The sequence below is a fragment of the Rahnella sp. GSA61A genome (assembly GCF_019969905.1).
Lineage (GTDB): Bacteria > Pseudomonadota > Gammaproteobacteria > Enterobacterales > Enterobacteriaceae > Rahnella > Rahnella aceris.
Window position 1 is genome coordinate 1 of the sequence record NZ_JAHXYO010000030.1, and the last position, 14,588, is coordinate 14,588.

Annotated in this window: 14 protein-coding genes; 3 read left to right on the forward strand and 11 right to left on the reverse strand. The window is 52.5% G+C overall.

What is annotated here, in order from left to right; genetic code table 11:
* Positions 1 to 447: 447 nt before the first annotated feature.
* From hemG to pepQ, 4 genes are read right to left on the reverse strand one after another with little or no spacing between them, the layout of a single operon-like run.
* Positions 448 to 987 (reverse strand): menaquinone-dependent protoporphyrinogen IX dehydrogenase, encoded by a 540-nt coding sequence (gene hemG / locus LC431_RS24290; protein WP_223510404.1) that lies wholly within the window; start codon positions 985 to 987, stop codon positions 448 to 450.
* Positions 988 to 1,009: 22 nt separating this feature from the next.
* The gene (trkH, locus tag LC431_RS24295; RefSeq protein ID WP_013577421.1) at positions 1,010 to 2,461 is read right to left on the reverse strand and encodes a Trk system potassium transporter TrkH; all 1,452 of its coding nucleotides are present in this window, start codon (positions 2,459 to 2,461) and stop codon (positions 1,010 to 1,012) included.
* A 37-nt stretch (positions 2,462 to 2,498) separates the two neighbouring features.
* Positions 2,499 to 3,110 carry an IMPACT family protein gene (locus LC431_RS24300; protein WP_013577422.1) on the reverse strand — a complete coding sequence of 204 codons (612 nt, stop codon included), beginning with the start codon at positions 3,108 to 3,110 and terminating at the stop codon, positions 2,499 to 2,501.
* Positions 3,110 to 4,441 carry a Xaa-Pro dipeptidase gene (pepQ, locus tag LC431_RS24305; protein WP_013577423.1) on the reverse strand — a complete coding sequence of 444 codons (1,332 nt, stop codon included), beginning with the start codon at positions 4,439 to 4,441 and terminating at the stop codon, positions 3,110 to 3,112. The genes LC431_RS24300 and pepQ overlap by 1 nt, the downstream gene beginning before the upstream one ends.
* 189 nt (positions 4,442 to 4,630) lie before the next feature.
* Between pepQ and fadB the strand changes: the two genes are divergently transcribed.
* Together fadB and fadA are read left to right on the forward strand one after the other, a co-directional pair.
* On the forward strand, positions 4,631 to 6,823 hold the full coding sequence (gene fadB / locus LC431_RS24310) for a fatty acid oxidation complex subunit alpha FadB (RefSeq protein WP_013577424.1): 2,193 nt from the start codon (positions 4,631 to 4,633) through the stop codon (positions 6,821 to 6,823).
* Positions 6,824 to 6,834: 11 nt separating this feature from the next.
* Complete coding sequence (fadA, locus tag LC431_RS24315) at positions 6,835 to 7,998, forward strand: acetyl-CoA C-acyltransferase FadA (RefSeq protein WP_037035376.1); 1,164 nt, start codon at positions 6,835 to 6,837, stop codon at positions 7,996 to 7,998.
* A 116-nt stretch (positions 7,999 to 8,114) separates the two neighbouring features.
* On the opposite strand, the gene fre is transcribed toward fadA, so the two are convergent.
* From fre to pepE, 3 genes are all read right to left on the reverse strand, one after another.
* Complete coding sequence (gene fre, locus LC431_RS24320) at positions 8,115 to 8,816, reverse strand: NAD(P)H-flavin reductase (RefSeq protein ID WP_013577426.1); 702 nt, start codon at positions 8,814 to 8,816, stop codon at positions 8,115 to 8,117.
* A gap of 48 nt (positions 8,817 to 8,864) precedes the next feature.
* Entirely contained in the window at positions 8,865 to 10,355 is a 1,491-nt protein-coding gene (gene ubiD, locus LC431_RS24325) for a 4-hydroxy-3-polyprenylbenzoate decarboxylase (RefSeq protein ID WP_112152560.1), read from the reverse strand.
* 194 nt (positions 10,356 to 10,549) lie between these two features.
* Positions 10,550 to 11,275 carry a dipeptidase PepE gene (pepE, locus tag LC431_RS24330; protein ID WP_013577428.1) on the reverse strand — a complete coding sequence of 242 codons (726 nt, stop codon included), beginning with the start codon at positions 11,273 to 11,275 and terminating at the stop codon, positions 10,550 to 10,552.
* Positions 11,276 to 11,447: 172 nt separating this feature from the next.
* Between pepE and rfaH the strand changes: the two genes are divergently transcribed.
* The gene (gene rfaH / locus LC431_RS24335) at positions 11,448 to 11,936 is read left to right on the forward strand and encodes a transcription/translation regulatory transformer protein RfaH (RefSeq protein ID WP_015690568.1); all 489 of its coding nucleotides are present in this window, start codon (positions 11,448 to 11,450) and stop codon (positions 11,934 to 11,936) included.
* A gap of 61 nt (positions 11,937 to 11,997) precedes the next feature.
* On the opposite strand, the gene tatD is transcribed toward rfaH, so the two are convergent.
* Genes tatD through tatE form a run of 4 tightly spaced genes read right to left on the reverse strand, consistent with a single transcriptional unit; the run spans position 11,998 to position 14,537 of the window.
* Positions 11,998 to 12,789 carry a 3'-5' ssDNA/RNA exonuclease TatD gene (tatD, locus tag LC431_RS24340; protein ID WP_013577430.1) on the reverse strand — a complete coding sequence of 264 codons (792 nt, stop codon included), beginning with the start codon at positions 12,787 to 12,789 and terminating at the stop codon, positions 11,998 to 12,000.
* A gap of 60 nt (positions 12,790 to 12,849) precedes the next feature.
* Complete coding sequence (tatC, locus tag LC431_RS24345) at positions 12,850 to 13,617, reverse strand: Sec-independent protein translocase subunit TatC (RefSeq protein ID WP_013577431.1); 768 nt, start codon at positions 13,615 to 13,617, stop codon at positions 12,850 to 12,852.
* Between the two features lie 2 nt (positions 13,618 to 13,619).
* Positions 13,620 to 14,267, reverse strand: a complete 648-nt coding sequence (gene tatB, locus LC431_RS24350) for a Sec-independent protein translocase protein TatB (protein WP_013577432.1) — start codon at positions 14,265 to 14,267, stop codon at positions 13,620 to 13,622.
* 3 nt (positions 14,268 to 14,270) lie between these two features.
* On the reverse strand, positions 14,271 to 14,537 hold the full coding sequence (tatE, locus tag LC431_RS24355; RefSeq protein WP_013577433.1) for a twin-arginine translocase subunit TatE: 267 nt from the start codon (positions 14,535 to 14,537) through the stop codon (positions 14,271 to 14,273).
* Positions 14,538 to 14,588: the final 51 nt, after the last annotated feature.

The following is a 14,588-nucleotide window of genomic DNA, read 5'->3' on the forward strand; positions in this document are numbered from 1 at the left end:
CAAACTCTTCAATTAAAAGTTCGATTTGCTTCAACAAGTGAAGCGGTGCTCAGAGATTACTTCGTAATAATTCAACTAAATGAATTACTGCTTGGTCACTCTAAGACTTGATATTTTTTGCCACCGAAGTGGCTGATATCGTCTTGTGAGTGCCCACACAGATTGTCTGATAAATTGTTAAAGAGCGTACGCTGCGAGACTTAACTCAGCAACGTGGGAGGCAGATAATACTCTTTCTCCCTGAAGAGTCAACCATTTTCTTTTACAAGATGCGGTGTTTTCACCGGGTTGATTCTTCCTGACTGGGCGACTTGGTTCTTGTTAGAGGAGTCGTTGTTCCCGGTCAGTGGAGGCGCATTATAGGGAGTTCTCAGAAGGCCGCAACCCCTAATTTCAAAAAACTTTCTGAATGCTTTCTTTTTGGCCTGAACGTCTATTAAGCCCGCATTAGTGCGATTTTTTATACGATATTTGCCCAAAATCTTCAGCGAATTTGGCCACCTGCTGCCAGTCGGTATATTCCACTTCTTTACGGGTATCTGTTTCACCACCTGTCATCCGCATAATCAGTTGGATCATGACCTTATCGAACCAGCGATATCGCGGATAACGTAATGCGCCAGCAAAGACACCGCACATTGCCGGTTCCCACGGGGATGCCAGCAGGAATTTACGTACATAGGCATTAGTCTGTGGCGTTCGTTTTTCGGGTTTGCGCGCTGTCAGGTTGACGCCGAAAAAAGCCGACGGCATGTGATTCAAAGTTTCGGCGTGTTTTTTAACGAACTTATCCAGCACCGGGTTAAAGTGACCGTAACGTATAGAAGCGCCGATCATCACCTGGTCATAGCTTGTCAAATCGACATGTTCCGCATGTACCAGATCAACAACATCGCAGTTGCACTTTTCTTTCAGCTCACTTGCTATATAAGAAGCGATAGCATGTGTCTGCCCGTCACGACTTGAATAGAGTATCAACGCTTTCATACTTGTTTCCCTTTCTTAAAACTCATTCCCGCCAGAACGTCGGCGTGAACAGCACTAATAATGTGAAGACTTCCAGACGACCAAACAACATGGTGACGATCAGGATCCATTTCGCCACGGAATTCATCGAAGCAAAGTTATCAGCCACCACCCCCAGCCCCGGGCCAAGGTTATTGAGTGTGGCGGTAACCGCAGCAAAGGCGGAGAAGTTATCCACACCGGTGGCAACAATCGCCAGCATGCTGACAATAAATACCAGCGCGTAAGCGGAGAAGAAACCCCATACCGCTTCTATGATACGTTCAGGCAACGCGCGGTTACCCAATTTGATGGTGTAAACCGCATTCGGGTGAACCAGCCTTTTCAGCTCGCGCGAACCCTGTAAATAAAGCAAAAGAATACGGATCACTTTAAGACCGCCGCCCGTTGAACCGGCACAACCACCAATAAAAGCAGAGCACAATAATAGAAGCGGCAGGAACAGCGGCCATTTGGAAATACTGTCAGTGGTATAGCCTGCGGTGGTGGCCATTGATACCACCTGGAAGAATGCCTGATTGAGCGTTTCCAGCGGCGAGCCGTAGGTATTGTGGATCCACAGAATCACCGTGCAGATGACGACCAGCGTGAACTGCACGCCGATAAACATGCGAAATTCCGGATCACGCCAGTATACCTTGAGGTTTCGCCCGCTCAGCACCGCAAAGTGCAGGCCGTAGTTACAGCCGGAGATCAACAGGAATACCGCCACAATGGTATTAATCGTTCCGCTATGGAAATAGCCGATGCTGGCATCATGCGTCGAGAAGCCACCGATAGCGATAGTCGAGAAACTGTGGCTGATGGCATCAAAGACCGGCATACCGGCGCCCCATAATGCCAGCGCACAGGCGATGGTCAGCAGCACATAGATAAGCCACAGCGTTTTTGCTGTTTCGGCGATACGCGGGCGCATCTTGTTATCTTTCAGCGGCCCCGGCATTTCGGCGCGATACAACTGCATTCCGCCGACCCCCAATATCGGCAGAATGGCTACCGCGAGCACAATGATCCCCATACCACCAAACCATTGCAGCATCTGCCGGTAGAAGAGAATCGCTTTCGGCAAAGAATCCAGCCCGACCAGCGTGGTCGCGCCCGTCGTCGTCAGGCCGGAGAAAGATTCAAAGAAAGCATCGGTAAGGGAAAGATTCGGCCGCTCGGAGAACAGAAAAGGCAATGCCCCGACGCTGCCCAGCACCGTCCAGAACAGCACCACAATCAGGAAACCTTCCCGTGGCTTCAGCTCACTTTTCTGCTTCCGGTTTGGCAGCCAGAGAAATAACCCAATCGCCAGGGCGACAAAGAAGGTCTGACTGAACGCACGCCCCGCACCATCGCGGTAAATTAAAGCGACCAGACCGGGAATAATCATCGTTCCCGAGAAAAGGATGACGAGCACCCCCACAATGCGTGTTATGGCACGAAAATGCATGCTGGTGCGTTCCTCAGCGAATTAACCATAGAAAAATTTAAGAAACCGGACGCAGGATTAGCGTGCCACGGCTGATATCGAACAAATGGCTGACGGTTGCCGGTGCATCTGCGGCAGGCAACGCCAGAACGAGATCCACCGCCGCGCCGTATTCACTGCGTAAAATATGCCCGCCAACCTGCAAAAGCAGCGTTTCCACCAGCTGTAACTGGCTGTAATCACACTGCACCGCGAACTCCGCCAGCGGAACCTTTTGCTGCACGATAAGTTGTTTTAATGCCTGCTGAACACCGCCGCCGTAGGCTTTCACTAACCCGCCAGTACCCAGCATTATGCCACCGTAATAACGCACCACGACGGCGGTGATCTCCCCGACTCCGCTTCCCATCAGCTGACTTAAGATCGGTTTACCGGCTGTGCCCGCCGGTTCGCCATCATCAGAAAAGCCCAGTTGCTGAGAATCAGCAGGCGCGCCAGCTACAAACGCCCAGCAGTGATGACGCGCTGCCGGATGCTGGTTTCTGACCTCCTGAATAAAAGCCTTTGCCACTTCAACTCCCTCAGTTCTCGCCAGCAGGGTGATGAAGCGACTCTTCTTTATTTCTTCGCTGAAACTGACAGGCTCAGCGGGGACGGGATAAGGCTGCATCAGGCCAGCTTCAGATCACGTGTCATATTTTCGATACGATTATCGTGGATGACAATGTTGTCTTCGATACGAATGCCGCCAAATGACTTCATGGCATTGATGCGATCCCAGGCAAAGTGTTTGCTAAACTGCCCTTCGCGCCACGGTAACAGCAACGAATCGATGAAATACAAACCCGGCTCGATAGTCAGCACCATGCCTGGCTCAATCACACGGGTACAACGCAGGTAGGGATATTGCGAAGGCGCGGCCAGATGCGTGCCGGTATCATCCTGCATAAACCCGGCGACATCGTGAACCTGTAACCCCAGCGGATGCCCCAGACCATGCGGCAGGAAAGGCCCGGTCAGGTTCTGTTCCACCATGGCGTCTTCACTAATATCCACCACCAGCTTATGCGCTTTCAACAATTTGGCGATACGGTGATGCATCTGAACATGATAGTCGGTATAGCGCACACCGGCTTTAATCGTATCAATTAACGCAAGTTCTTCCGTATTGAGATCTTTCACGAGTGCTGCAAAATCACTGTCCGGTTTTGCGGCATAGGTACGCGTCAGATCGGCGGCATAACCGTTATATTCTGCACCGGCATCAAGCAGGAAGCTGTGCATTTCGGCAGGCGGCTGATTATCGAGCGTAGTGTAATGCAGTACGGAAGCGTGTTCATTGAGCGCGACAATGTTGCTGTAAGGCACATCGGTATCACGATGACCGGTAGCAGTGAGATACGCCAGATTGATATCAAATTCGCTCATGCCGGAAAGGAACGCTTCTTTCGCCGCGCGATGGCCACTGACCGCGACTTTCTGCGCTTCACGCATACAGGCCAGTTCATAGTCTGTTTTGTAAGCGCGATGATAATGCAGGAAATCCAGTACCACTTTCGGATTCACGTTCGCCGCAGGGATACCCATGCTGATCGCACGTTCCTGACTGTAACCGATGTAACCCACACGTTTGAGATCAACCGGCAACTGGCCTTTGATATCGTCAGCGTTGGCCAGCGGCGTCAGGGAAATCTCTTTCGTCCAGAAGGACTCCGGCAGCGGCTCATGGCTGTGCCAGTAATCCACCGGAGAATAGAACCACAGCTTCGGCGCATTCACGCCATCCACCCACAACCAGCAGTTCGGCACTTTGGTGACCGGCACCCAGGCTTTGAACTGCGGATTGACTTTGAAGGGATAACTGTGGTCATCAAGGAAGGTCGTCAGCAACTCACCGGAGTGAATCAGTAACGCATCAAGCTGAGAACGTTGCAGAATTTCACGGGCACGCGTCTGCAGCGTGGCGATATGTTCTTTATAAAGCGTAGTAAGCGATTCCATCCAACTGTCCTTTTTTCACCTGAATGACGATGCAGCATCTTACCACAGCCTCACCGCGACCATAGTCCCGGAAGGTTTGTGATCTTGCCTGCAAATAAAACACATCTCATTTGCAAATTATTAACATAAAAACCACACTCCAAAACATCTGGTCATACCAGATCATCCCAGATGATTCAGGAGAGACACATGCTCTACCAAGGCGAAACACTACACCTGCACTGGCTCGACGGCGGTATCGCGGAGCTGGTGTTTGATGCTCCAGGCTCGGTCAACAAACTCGACACCCAAACTGTCGCCAGCCTGGGCGAAGCCATTGCAGTACTTGAAAAACAGTCTGACCTGAAAGGTCTGCTGCTCAGTTCGGCCAAACCAGCGTTTATCGTGGGCGCGGATATCACCGAATTTTTATCCCTGTTCAACGCGCCAGCCGAAAAACTGCATGAATGGCTGGATTTCGCCAACAGCATTTTTAACCGGCTGGAAGACCTGCCGGTACCGACACTTTCTGCCATCAGCGGTTATGCGCTGGGCGGCGGTTGCGAATGCGTGCTGGCGACAGATTTTCGTATCAGCACTGCCGATGCCCGGATTGGCCTGCCGGAAACCAGTTTAGGGATTATGCCGGGCTTCGGCGGTTCCGTACGTCTGCCACGTCTGATTGGGACCGATAGTGCGCTGGAAATTATCGCCGCCGGTAAAAATATCAGCGGAAAAGAGGCCCTGAAAGTCGGGCTGGTCGATGCAGTGGTTGAAGCCGATAAACTGCGCGACGCTGGCATCAGCATGCTGAGAAACGCCGTTGACGGCAAACTGGAATGGCATAACCGTCGTGATCCTAAACGTCTGCCGTTGAAACTCAGCCAGATTGAAGCGGCGATGAGCTTCAGCGTCGCCAAAAGTATGGTCATGCAAAATGCCGGTAAACACTATCCGGCGCCCATGAGCGCGGTGAAAACCATAGAAGCCGCGGCCCGTCTGGGTCGTGATGAAGCGTTGCAGCTGGAAACCGCCAGCTTTGTGCCGCTCGCACAATCAAAAGAAGCCCGCGCACTGGTCAGTATTTTCCTTAACGATCAGTTTGTGAAAAGCAAAGCCAAAAAACTGGCGCAAGACAGCGAAAAACCGAAACAGGCCGCCGTATTGGGCGCGGGCATTATGGGCGGCGGGATCGCCTACCAGTCTGCGCTGAAAGGCGTGCCGGTTGTGATGAAAGATATCAACGACCAGTCCCTGACGCTCGGCATGAACGAGGCTGCCAAGTTGCTGAACAAGCAACTGGAGCGCGGTAAACTCGACGGTCTGAAAATGGCTAAAGTGCTGTCGACCATTCATCCGACGCTGGATTACAGCGGCATCGAACGTGCCTCTGTGGTCGTTGAAGCCGTGGTCGAGAATCCTAAAGTGAAGGCCGCGGTGCTGGCGGAAGCGGAATCTCTGCTCGGCACCGATACCGTTCTGGCCTCGAATACCTCGACCATTCCTATCGATCTGTTGGCGTCTTCGCTCAAACGCCCGGAAAACTTCTGTGGTATGCACTTCTTCAACCCGGTGCATCGTATGCCGCTGGTCGAAATCGTGCGTGGTGAGAAAACCTCAGACAAAACGATTTCGCGCATCGTTTCTTACGCACTGGCGATGGGTAAAACGCCTATCGTGGTCAACGACTGCCCGGGATTCTTCGTCAACCGCGTACTGTTCCCGTATTTCTCCGGTTTCAGTCTGTTACTGCGTGATGGCGCTGATTTCCGCCAGATCGACAAAGTGATGGAAAAACAGTTCGGCTGGCCGATGGGTCCGGCTTATCTGCTGGATGTGGTCGGCATCGACACCGCGCATCACGCCCAGGCCGTGATGGCCGCCGGTTTTCCTGAGCGCATGGCGCGGGATTACCGTGACGCTGTTGATGTGCTGTTTGATAACCGTCGTTTTGGGCAGAAAAATCAACTCGGTTTCTACCGTTACAGCGAAGACAGCAAAGGCAAGCCGCGCAAGGAAGTTGACGAACAGGCGATCAGTCTGCTGGCCGACAACCTGAAACCAGCACACACTGACTTCTCACCGCAGGACATCATCGCCCGCATGATGATTCCGATGATTAACGAAGTGGTGCGCTGCTTTGAGGAAGGCATTATTGCCAGCCCGGCCGAAGCCGACATGGCGCTGGTTTACGGCATCGGATTCCCTCCTTTCCACGGCGGCCCGTTCCGTTATCTTGATACCCTCGGCACCACTGAGTATCTGAAAATGACCGAACAGTACGCACATCTGGGGCCGATGTATCAGGCACCGGAAGGGCTACGCGCTAAAGCGCAAACCAATGAAAGTTACTATCCGGTTGCCGCTCCGCTGGAAAACTTCAGCACCGGTAATCAGGCATAAGGACCGAAATCATGGAAAACGTAGTCATTGTTGACGCAGTCCGCACGCCAATGGGCCGTTCAAAAGGCGGCGCATTCCGCCATGTCAGGGCTGAAGATCTCTCCGCGCATCTGATGCGTGCCGTACTGGCCCGTAATCCGGCGCTGAACGCCAAAGATATTGATGATATTTACTGGGGCTGCGTCCAGCAGACGCTGGAACAAGGCTTCAACATTGCCCGTAACGCGGCGCTGCTGGCGGAAATACCGCACAGTGTTCCCGCGACTACGGTCAACCGTCTGTGCGGTTCTTCCATGCAGGCGCTGCATGACGCCGCCCGCGCCATTATGGTCGGTGACGCACAGGTCAGCCTGATCGGCGGTGTGGAACATATGGGTCATGTGCCGATGAATCATGGTGTGGATTTCCATCCGGGGCTGAGCAAAACCGTAGCGAAAGCCGCAGGGATGATGGGACTGACGGCGGAAATGCTGGCAAAAATGCACCAGATCAGCCGTGAAATGCAGGATGAATTTGCCGCACGTTCACATCAGCGTGCTCATGCAGCCACCGTAGACGGGCATTTCGCTAACGAAATTGTGCCGACCGAAGGCCATAACGCCGATGGCGTTCTGACCCGTTATGATTTCGACGAAGTGATCCGCCCGGAAACGACGGTCGCCACACTGGCAGCTTTACGCCCGGCGTTCGATCCGGTGAATGGCACTGTCACGGCGGGAACTTCTTCTGCCCTCTCCGACGGCGCATCGGCAATGTTGCTGATGAGTGAATCCCGTGCCAAATCTTTAGGTCTGAAAGCCCGTGCCCGCATCCGCGCCATGGCGGTGGTGGGCTGCGACCCGTCCATTATGGGTTATGGCCCGGTGCCAGCAACGCGTCTGGCTCTGAAACGCGCCGGACTGAGCGTGCAAGACATCGGTCTGTTCGAACTGAACGAAGCCTTCGCCGCACAAGCCTTGCCGTGTGTGAAAGATTTGGGACTGCTGGAAACTATGGAGGATCGCGTCAACCTGAACGGCGGTGCCATTGCGCTCGGTCACCCGCTCGGCTGCTCCGGCTCACGTATTTCCACCACACTGCTGAACCTGATGGAGCGCCGCGACGTCCAGTTTGGCGTTGCGACCATGTGTATCGGTTTAGGTCAGGGCATTGCGACCGTTTTCGAACGCATCTGATTCTCTCTTTGTGCAAAAGCAAAAAAGCGGGCATTTAGCCCGCTTTCATCAATGTGTTCTGCCTGTTTTAGTTGCCGTTTTCCCGCCTGTCAGGGGCGGGCTTTTTCATTGTTCAATCAGATGAAAGAGAAAGCATCACCAAACAGACGGTCTTCCTGCGCACCGCGCTCGGCGACAAAACGTTCACGGGCGATTTTAGCCATCTCAAAACGACCGGCGATATAAATGTCGTACTCAGCCAGTGAAGAGAAATCCTGTAAAACCGCGCTCAGCACGGTACCGCTTCTGCCCTGCCAGCCCTCTTCCGGCTGTTCAACTACCGGGATCACCTTCAGGTTCGGATGATTAATGCTCATCGCTTCCAGCTCACCAAGATCGTACAGATGCTTCAGTTCACGCCCGCCCCAGTAAATGGAGATATCGCGGTGCGGTTGCTGCTCAAGTGCGGTGATAAGAATCGAACGGACGTAGGAGAAGCCGGTGCCACCGGCAATCAGCACCAGAGGACGCTCGCCGTCTTCACGTAGCCAGGCATCGCCGTGCGGAATATCAACGGTGATTGCCTGTTCTTTCAAAATGCGATCCATCACGGCCATCGCGTACAAATTCAGTTCAGACGCGCCGATGTGCAGCTCAATCACATTGTGTTGAGCCGGCGTCGAGGCCAGCGAGAACGGGCGCTTGTCACGCTCATCCATTACCACCATAAGATACTGACCCGCGCGGAACGAGAAAGGCGCTTCCGGAACCAAGCGGACGCGATACACCGTATCCGTTATCGCCTCAACCGAGGTCACTTTACAGCTCAATGTTGTCATGCGTTCCCTCTGTGGGTCATCAAAGCAAAGCGTAGGACAAAGATTCGATTATTTTTTCGCATCGTCTTTATCATTAAGAATAGCGAGTTCATCCCAAATAGCATCGATACGCGCGGTGACTTCCGGATCTTTCACAATCGGACGTCCCCATTCACGCTGCGTTTCACCCGGCCATTTGTTGGTCGCATCCATCCCCATTTTTGAGCCAAGCCCCGAAACCGGAGAGGCAAAATCGAGATAATCAATCGGGGTATTTTCCACCAGAACCGTATCCCGCGCGGGATCCATCCGGGTGGTGATCGCCCAAATAACGTCGTTCCAGTCGCGGGCATTCACATCGTCGTCGCACACAATCACAAACTTGGTGTACATAAACTGACGCAGGAATGACCAGACCCCCATCATCACGCGTTTAGCATGACCGGCGTATTGCTTCTTCATGGTAACGACAGCCAGACGGTAGGAGCAACCCTCAGGCGGCAGATAGAAATCAACAATTTCCGGAAACTGTTTTTTCAGGATTGGCACAAACACTTCATTCAACGCCACACCCAGAACCGCAGGTTCATCCGGCGGACGGCCGGTGTAGGTCGAATGATAGATGGCATCTTTTCGCTGCGTCATGTGCGTAATGGTAAACACCGGGAAGCTATCCACTTCATTATAGTAGCCGGTGTGGTCGCCATAAGGGCCTTCCGGTGCCATTTCACCCGGCTCGATATACCCTTCAAGCACAATCTCGGCGCTGGCAGGCACTTCCAGATCGTTGGAAATACATTTCACCACTTCCGTTTTGTTACCACGCAACAACCCGGCAAAGGCATATTCAGACAGCGTATCGGGCACCGGCGTCACAGCGCCAAGAATCGTTGCCGGATCGGCACCCAGCGCCACGGAAACCGGAAAACGCTGGCCCGGATTCTGCTGGCACCATTCCTGGAAATCGAGCGCGCCGCCCCGATGGGACAACCAGCGCATGATCACTTTATTTTTACCCAACACCTGCTGACGATAAATGCCCAGATTTTGACGCGGCTTGTTCGGGCCACGAGTCACAGTCAGGCCCCAGGTGATGAGCGGGGCCGCATCTTCCGGCCAGCACTGCATCACCGGAATTTTGGTGATATCGACCGCATCGCCTTCCCAAATCTGCTGCTGACAAGGTGCCGAATGCAGCATTTTGGTCGGCATGTTCAGCACTTGTTTAAACTTCGGCGCTTTGTCGTATAAATCACGAAAACCGCGTGGCGGCTCAGGTTCTTTCAGAAACGCCAGTAATTCACCGACTTCCCGCAACGCACTGACATCTTCTTTGCCCATGCCCATCGCCACACGCTGAGGTGTGCCGAATAAATTGCACAAAACCGGCATGTCGTAGCCTTTAGGATTTTCGAACAAAAGCGCCGGACCACCTGCACGCAGGGTACGATCGGCAATTTCGGTCATTTCCAGATAAGGGTCAACTGACTGGCTAATGCGTTTCAGTTGGCCTCTCTTTTCGAGTAACGAGAGGAAGTCACGTAAATCACGGTATTTCATGCTGATTCTGAGTCGCCAGGTTGAAGGAGAGCATTATAGAGCCTCTCCAGAGTTGTTGCTGCTTTTTTGTTATCAGCAAGTTTGTTATCAGTAAATTTCTTATTGGTAAGTAAAGTCTGATAACGAAAAAGCAGTATAACCGTCAGCCCGGGTATTTTTGGTCTGACGGTGCGGAAGTTATATCGCGACGACAATCACACGCAGTTAAAAGACACCAGAGGCTGGAGCGCCTGAGTATCCTGATATTCCTGTGTGTCTTGCCCGTGGCGGAAAACCTTAAACCCCTGATTTTTAGCACTGAAGTAACTCAGATCATTGCCGGACACCTGCAACAGGCTGCCTTCACGCAACGCAATCACTGATTCAGACGGGTTAACCGCGCAGAATTCCGCAATGCGCTCATCACGGGTTTCGCCCATATGACCGCTTAAATGGGCATCGATGTAATGCGGATTGATTTGCACCGGGAACAGGCCGAGAGCAGGCAGAACCACAGAGTTGCGAACAGGCATATCATTGGTGGTGCGGATGCTTGGCGTGGCGACATTACAACCCGCACTCCAGCCAACATAAGGCACATTGCGCTCACGCACTGCCCGCTGAATTGGTACGATCAGGCTATGTTCATGCAGCATCTGATTAAGCATCCAGGTATTCCCGCCGCTGATCAAAATGCATTGTGCGCCGGCAATAGCTTCAGCAGGATTTTCTGCATGATGAATGCTACTGACGCGAATGCCCAACGTATCAGAAAGTTCCAAGGCGCGGGCATCGTAATCACTGCGGATCAGGGCGTAGGGGACCAGCACGGCAGAGGTGATATTGTGTGCCTCAAACATAGTCTGGATGCGCGTTTTAGCGTAACCCAGTAACTCAGATTCACCTGAAAGCTTGCCGTTACTCAGTAAAAACAGCTCCATGAGATTTCTCCTGATAAAATAGGATTAATAGAGGGGATAAGAACGCGCTTTTCTCCGATAATAAAAGATAACGGGCCGACAATCAGCAAACGTCTGCATAGACTTGCACTGTCTGTATCTCATGAGCGGCTTTTGGTATGCTGCCCCGCTCAACGCTTTTATGTGGGAAACTATGGAATCCTGGTATTTACTCTATTGCAAACGTGGTCAGCTTCTTCGCGCAAAAGAACATCTTGAACGCCAGAACGTTAACTGCCTGACGCCGATGATCACACTGGAAAAACTGGTGCGCGGACGCCGCACTGCGGTCAGCGAGCCACTGTTTCCAAATTACATGTTCATCGAGTTCGACCCTGAGCGGATCCATACCACGACGATCAACGCAACGCGTGGCGTCAGCCACTTCATCCGCTTTGGTGCGAAACTGGCCACCGTCCAGCCTGATGTCATCAAACAGTTGATGGAGCCACCAACAATTGAAATTCGTGATCCTGATACGCCGTATGAAGGCGATCAGGTGGTGATTACCGACGGGATTTTTGCCGGTATCGAAGCGATTTATACTGAACCGGACGGCGAAGCACGTTCACTGCTGATGCTTAACCTCATCAACCAGCCGGTTCGTCAGAGCATCGAAAATACGCACTTCCAAAAAATCTGACCGGCATCTCCGCCCAGTACAAATGATAAAGGCACCGTTAAAGGTGCCTTTATCATTGGGTTCAGCGGCGCGCGGACAATGCAAAAAGTTTACGTGCATTGTCATCCGTGATATCTGCCAGCCACTGAGGATCTTCCCCGCGCCACAGCGCGACCTGTTTAACAATATGCGGCAGGAAAGCCGGTTCATTGCGGCGGTTTTTCGGCTTGTTTTCCATATCACGCGGCAGTAAATACGGTGCATCGGTTTCAAGCATTAACCTGTCCGCAGGGATCAGCGGCAGCATGTCACGTAATTCCAGCCCGCGACGCTCATCGCACACCCAACCGGTGATACCAATCGACAGTCCGAGAGATAAATACAACTCAAGCTCCTGACGGGTGCCGGTGAAACAATGAACCACGCCGCCCGGCAAATCGGACAGCCAGGGTTTCAGCAACGTGGCGAAGCGCTCACCAGCATCACGACAATGCAGAAACACCGGCAACTGTAATTCTTTCGCCAGCGCCAGCTGTGCCGTGAAAGCCGCTTCCTGTCGATCTGCCGGAGAAAAGTTGCGATTGAAATCCAGCCCGCACTCACCGATAGCCACAACATTGGGTAACACTGCAAGCTCACGGATACCGGCTTCAACCTGCGCATTCCAGTGACTTGCCTGATGCGGATGCACGCCCGCCGTCGACCAGCAAAAATCAGGATGCTCATCCGCCATTTTCTGCGCTTCGACACTTTCCTGCGCTGACGTTCCGGTGATCAACATGCCGCTCAGACCGGCAGTTCTGGCTCTTTCCACTACCTGCAGCCGATCTTTATCAAACTGACTGCTGGTGAGATTTATACCGATTTCAAACATGGGGAGTCCTGAAACAGAAACCGCCCAACAGGGCGGTTTCTATGTATAACGAAAGAAACTTTAAGCAGGCTGATCCGGATCGGTCTCGTTGTCGACGTCCGACCGGCGACGGCCTCCGACATAGAAACGGGCAAAGAACACGCCGATTTCAAACAACAGGTACATTGGAATGGCCAGCAATGTTTGCGAGAACACATCCGGCGGTGTTAACAACATCCCGACCACAAAAGCCCCGACCAGCACATACGGACGTTTCTTTTTCAAGTCTTCGGGTGTCGTTACACCACTCCAGCAAAGCAACACAATCGCGATAGGCACTTCGAAGGAGACGCCAAACGCCATAAACAACGCCATCACGAAATCGAGATAGTTGTTAATGTCGGTGGCTATCTGCACGCCAGCCGGTGCAGTTTTCGCAAAGAAAGCAAACGCCAGCGGAAACACGACGAAATAAGCAAACGCCACACCGAGATAAAATAACGCGGAGCTTGAAAACAGCAGCGGCATCATGAGACGGCGTTCGTGTTTGTAGAGCGCCGGAGCCACAAATGCCCAGACCTGATACAAAATGAACGGTGCAGAGACAAACACCGAGACAATCATGGTCAGTTTGATAGGCGTAAAGAACGGCGACGCGACGTCAGTCGCAATCATGCTCGCGCCCAGCGGCATTTGTTTGATCAGCGGTGAAGCCACCAACTGATAGATGTCATTTGCGAAATAAACCAGCGCTAAAAACACCACAATAATGCAGATAATGGCATTTAACAGGCGCTTACGCAGCTCAATCAGATGACTGATAAGGGGTTGTGTATCTTCAACTGCCATGTTTAACGCTCGCCTGTCGTTTGAGTTGATGAAGCCGGTTTAGCCGGTGCTGCGGGTTCAGCCACAGGGGCTTCAGCAGCAGTTTTCACAACCGGTGAAACGTCAACAGAAGCGTCAGCCGCGTGTTCCGCCGAGGCCGTCAGCTTTTCAGCCGCAACATGCGCCGTTTTATTTGAGGCCAGAGCGGCATCAACAGCACTTTGCGGTGCCGTTGCCGGTGCAGAAACCACATTGTCGGCAGCAGCAGGAGAGACACCCGCATCATGGTGCGCTTCAGCTTCATCCAGAACAGGGTTGTGGATGGTGTTGCCTTCCGCTTTGGCTTCTTCCACAGCTTTCTCTGCAGGATTCAATCCTGAATTGATCGACTGCTTCATAGATTCTGCGGCTTCTTTCAACTCGTCCATAGACGCTTTGATTTCTGGCGTGAGATTCTTCAGACCGGCTTCTTCCGCTTTCTTCAGGCTATCCTGCAATTCCTGGAGTTTCAGTTCCTGCGACAATTCGCTTTGAACTGAAGCAGCCATGGCACGAAGCGTACGGATCCAGCCTGCTACTGTTCTGACTGCTACAGGTAAACGCTCGGGCCCGAGGACAACCAGGCCAATCACCAATACCAGCAGCAGTTCACTAAATCCAATATCGAACACGGCTTATACCTGCTCTTTGTTTTGGCTCTTGGTGTCTTCTGCTTTCGCTTCTGGCTTGCTTTCAACAGACTTTGCTACGAAATCAGCATCAGTGGGAGAAACGTCAGCGTCTTTAGTTTTTGACTGGCTGTCGTCGTCACTCATGGCTTTTTTGAAGCCTTTGATGGAAGCACCCAGATCAGAACCCAGACCACGCAGTTTCTTCGTACCGAACAGCAGTACCACAAGAACAACGAGGATCAGGATTTTTGTAATACTAATACCACCCATTATTTTCACCTCAAACAGGAAGGAACGACATTTATTGCCGTCCGCAAACGG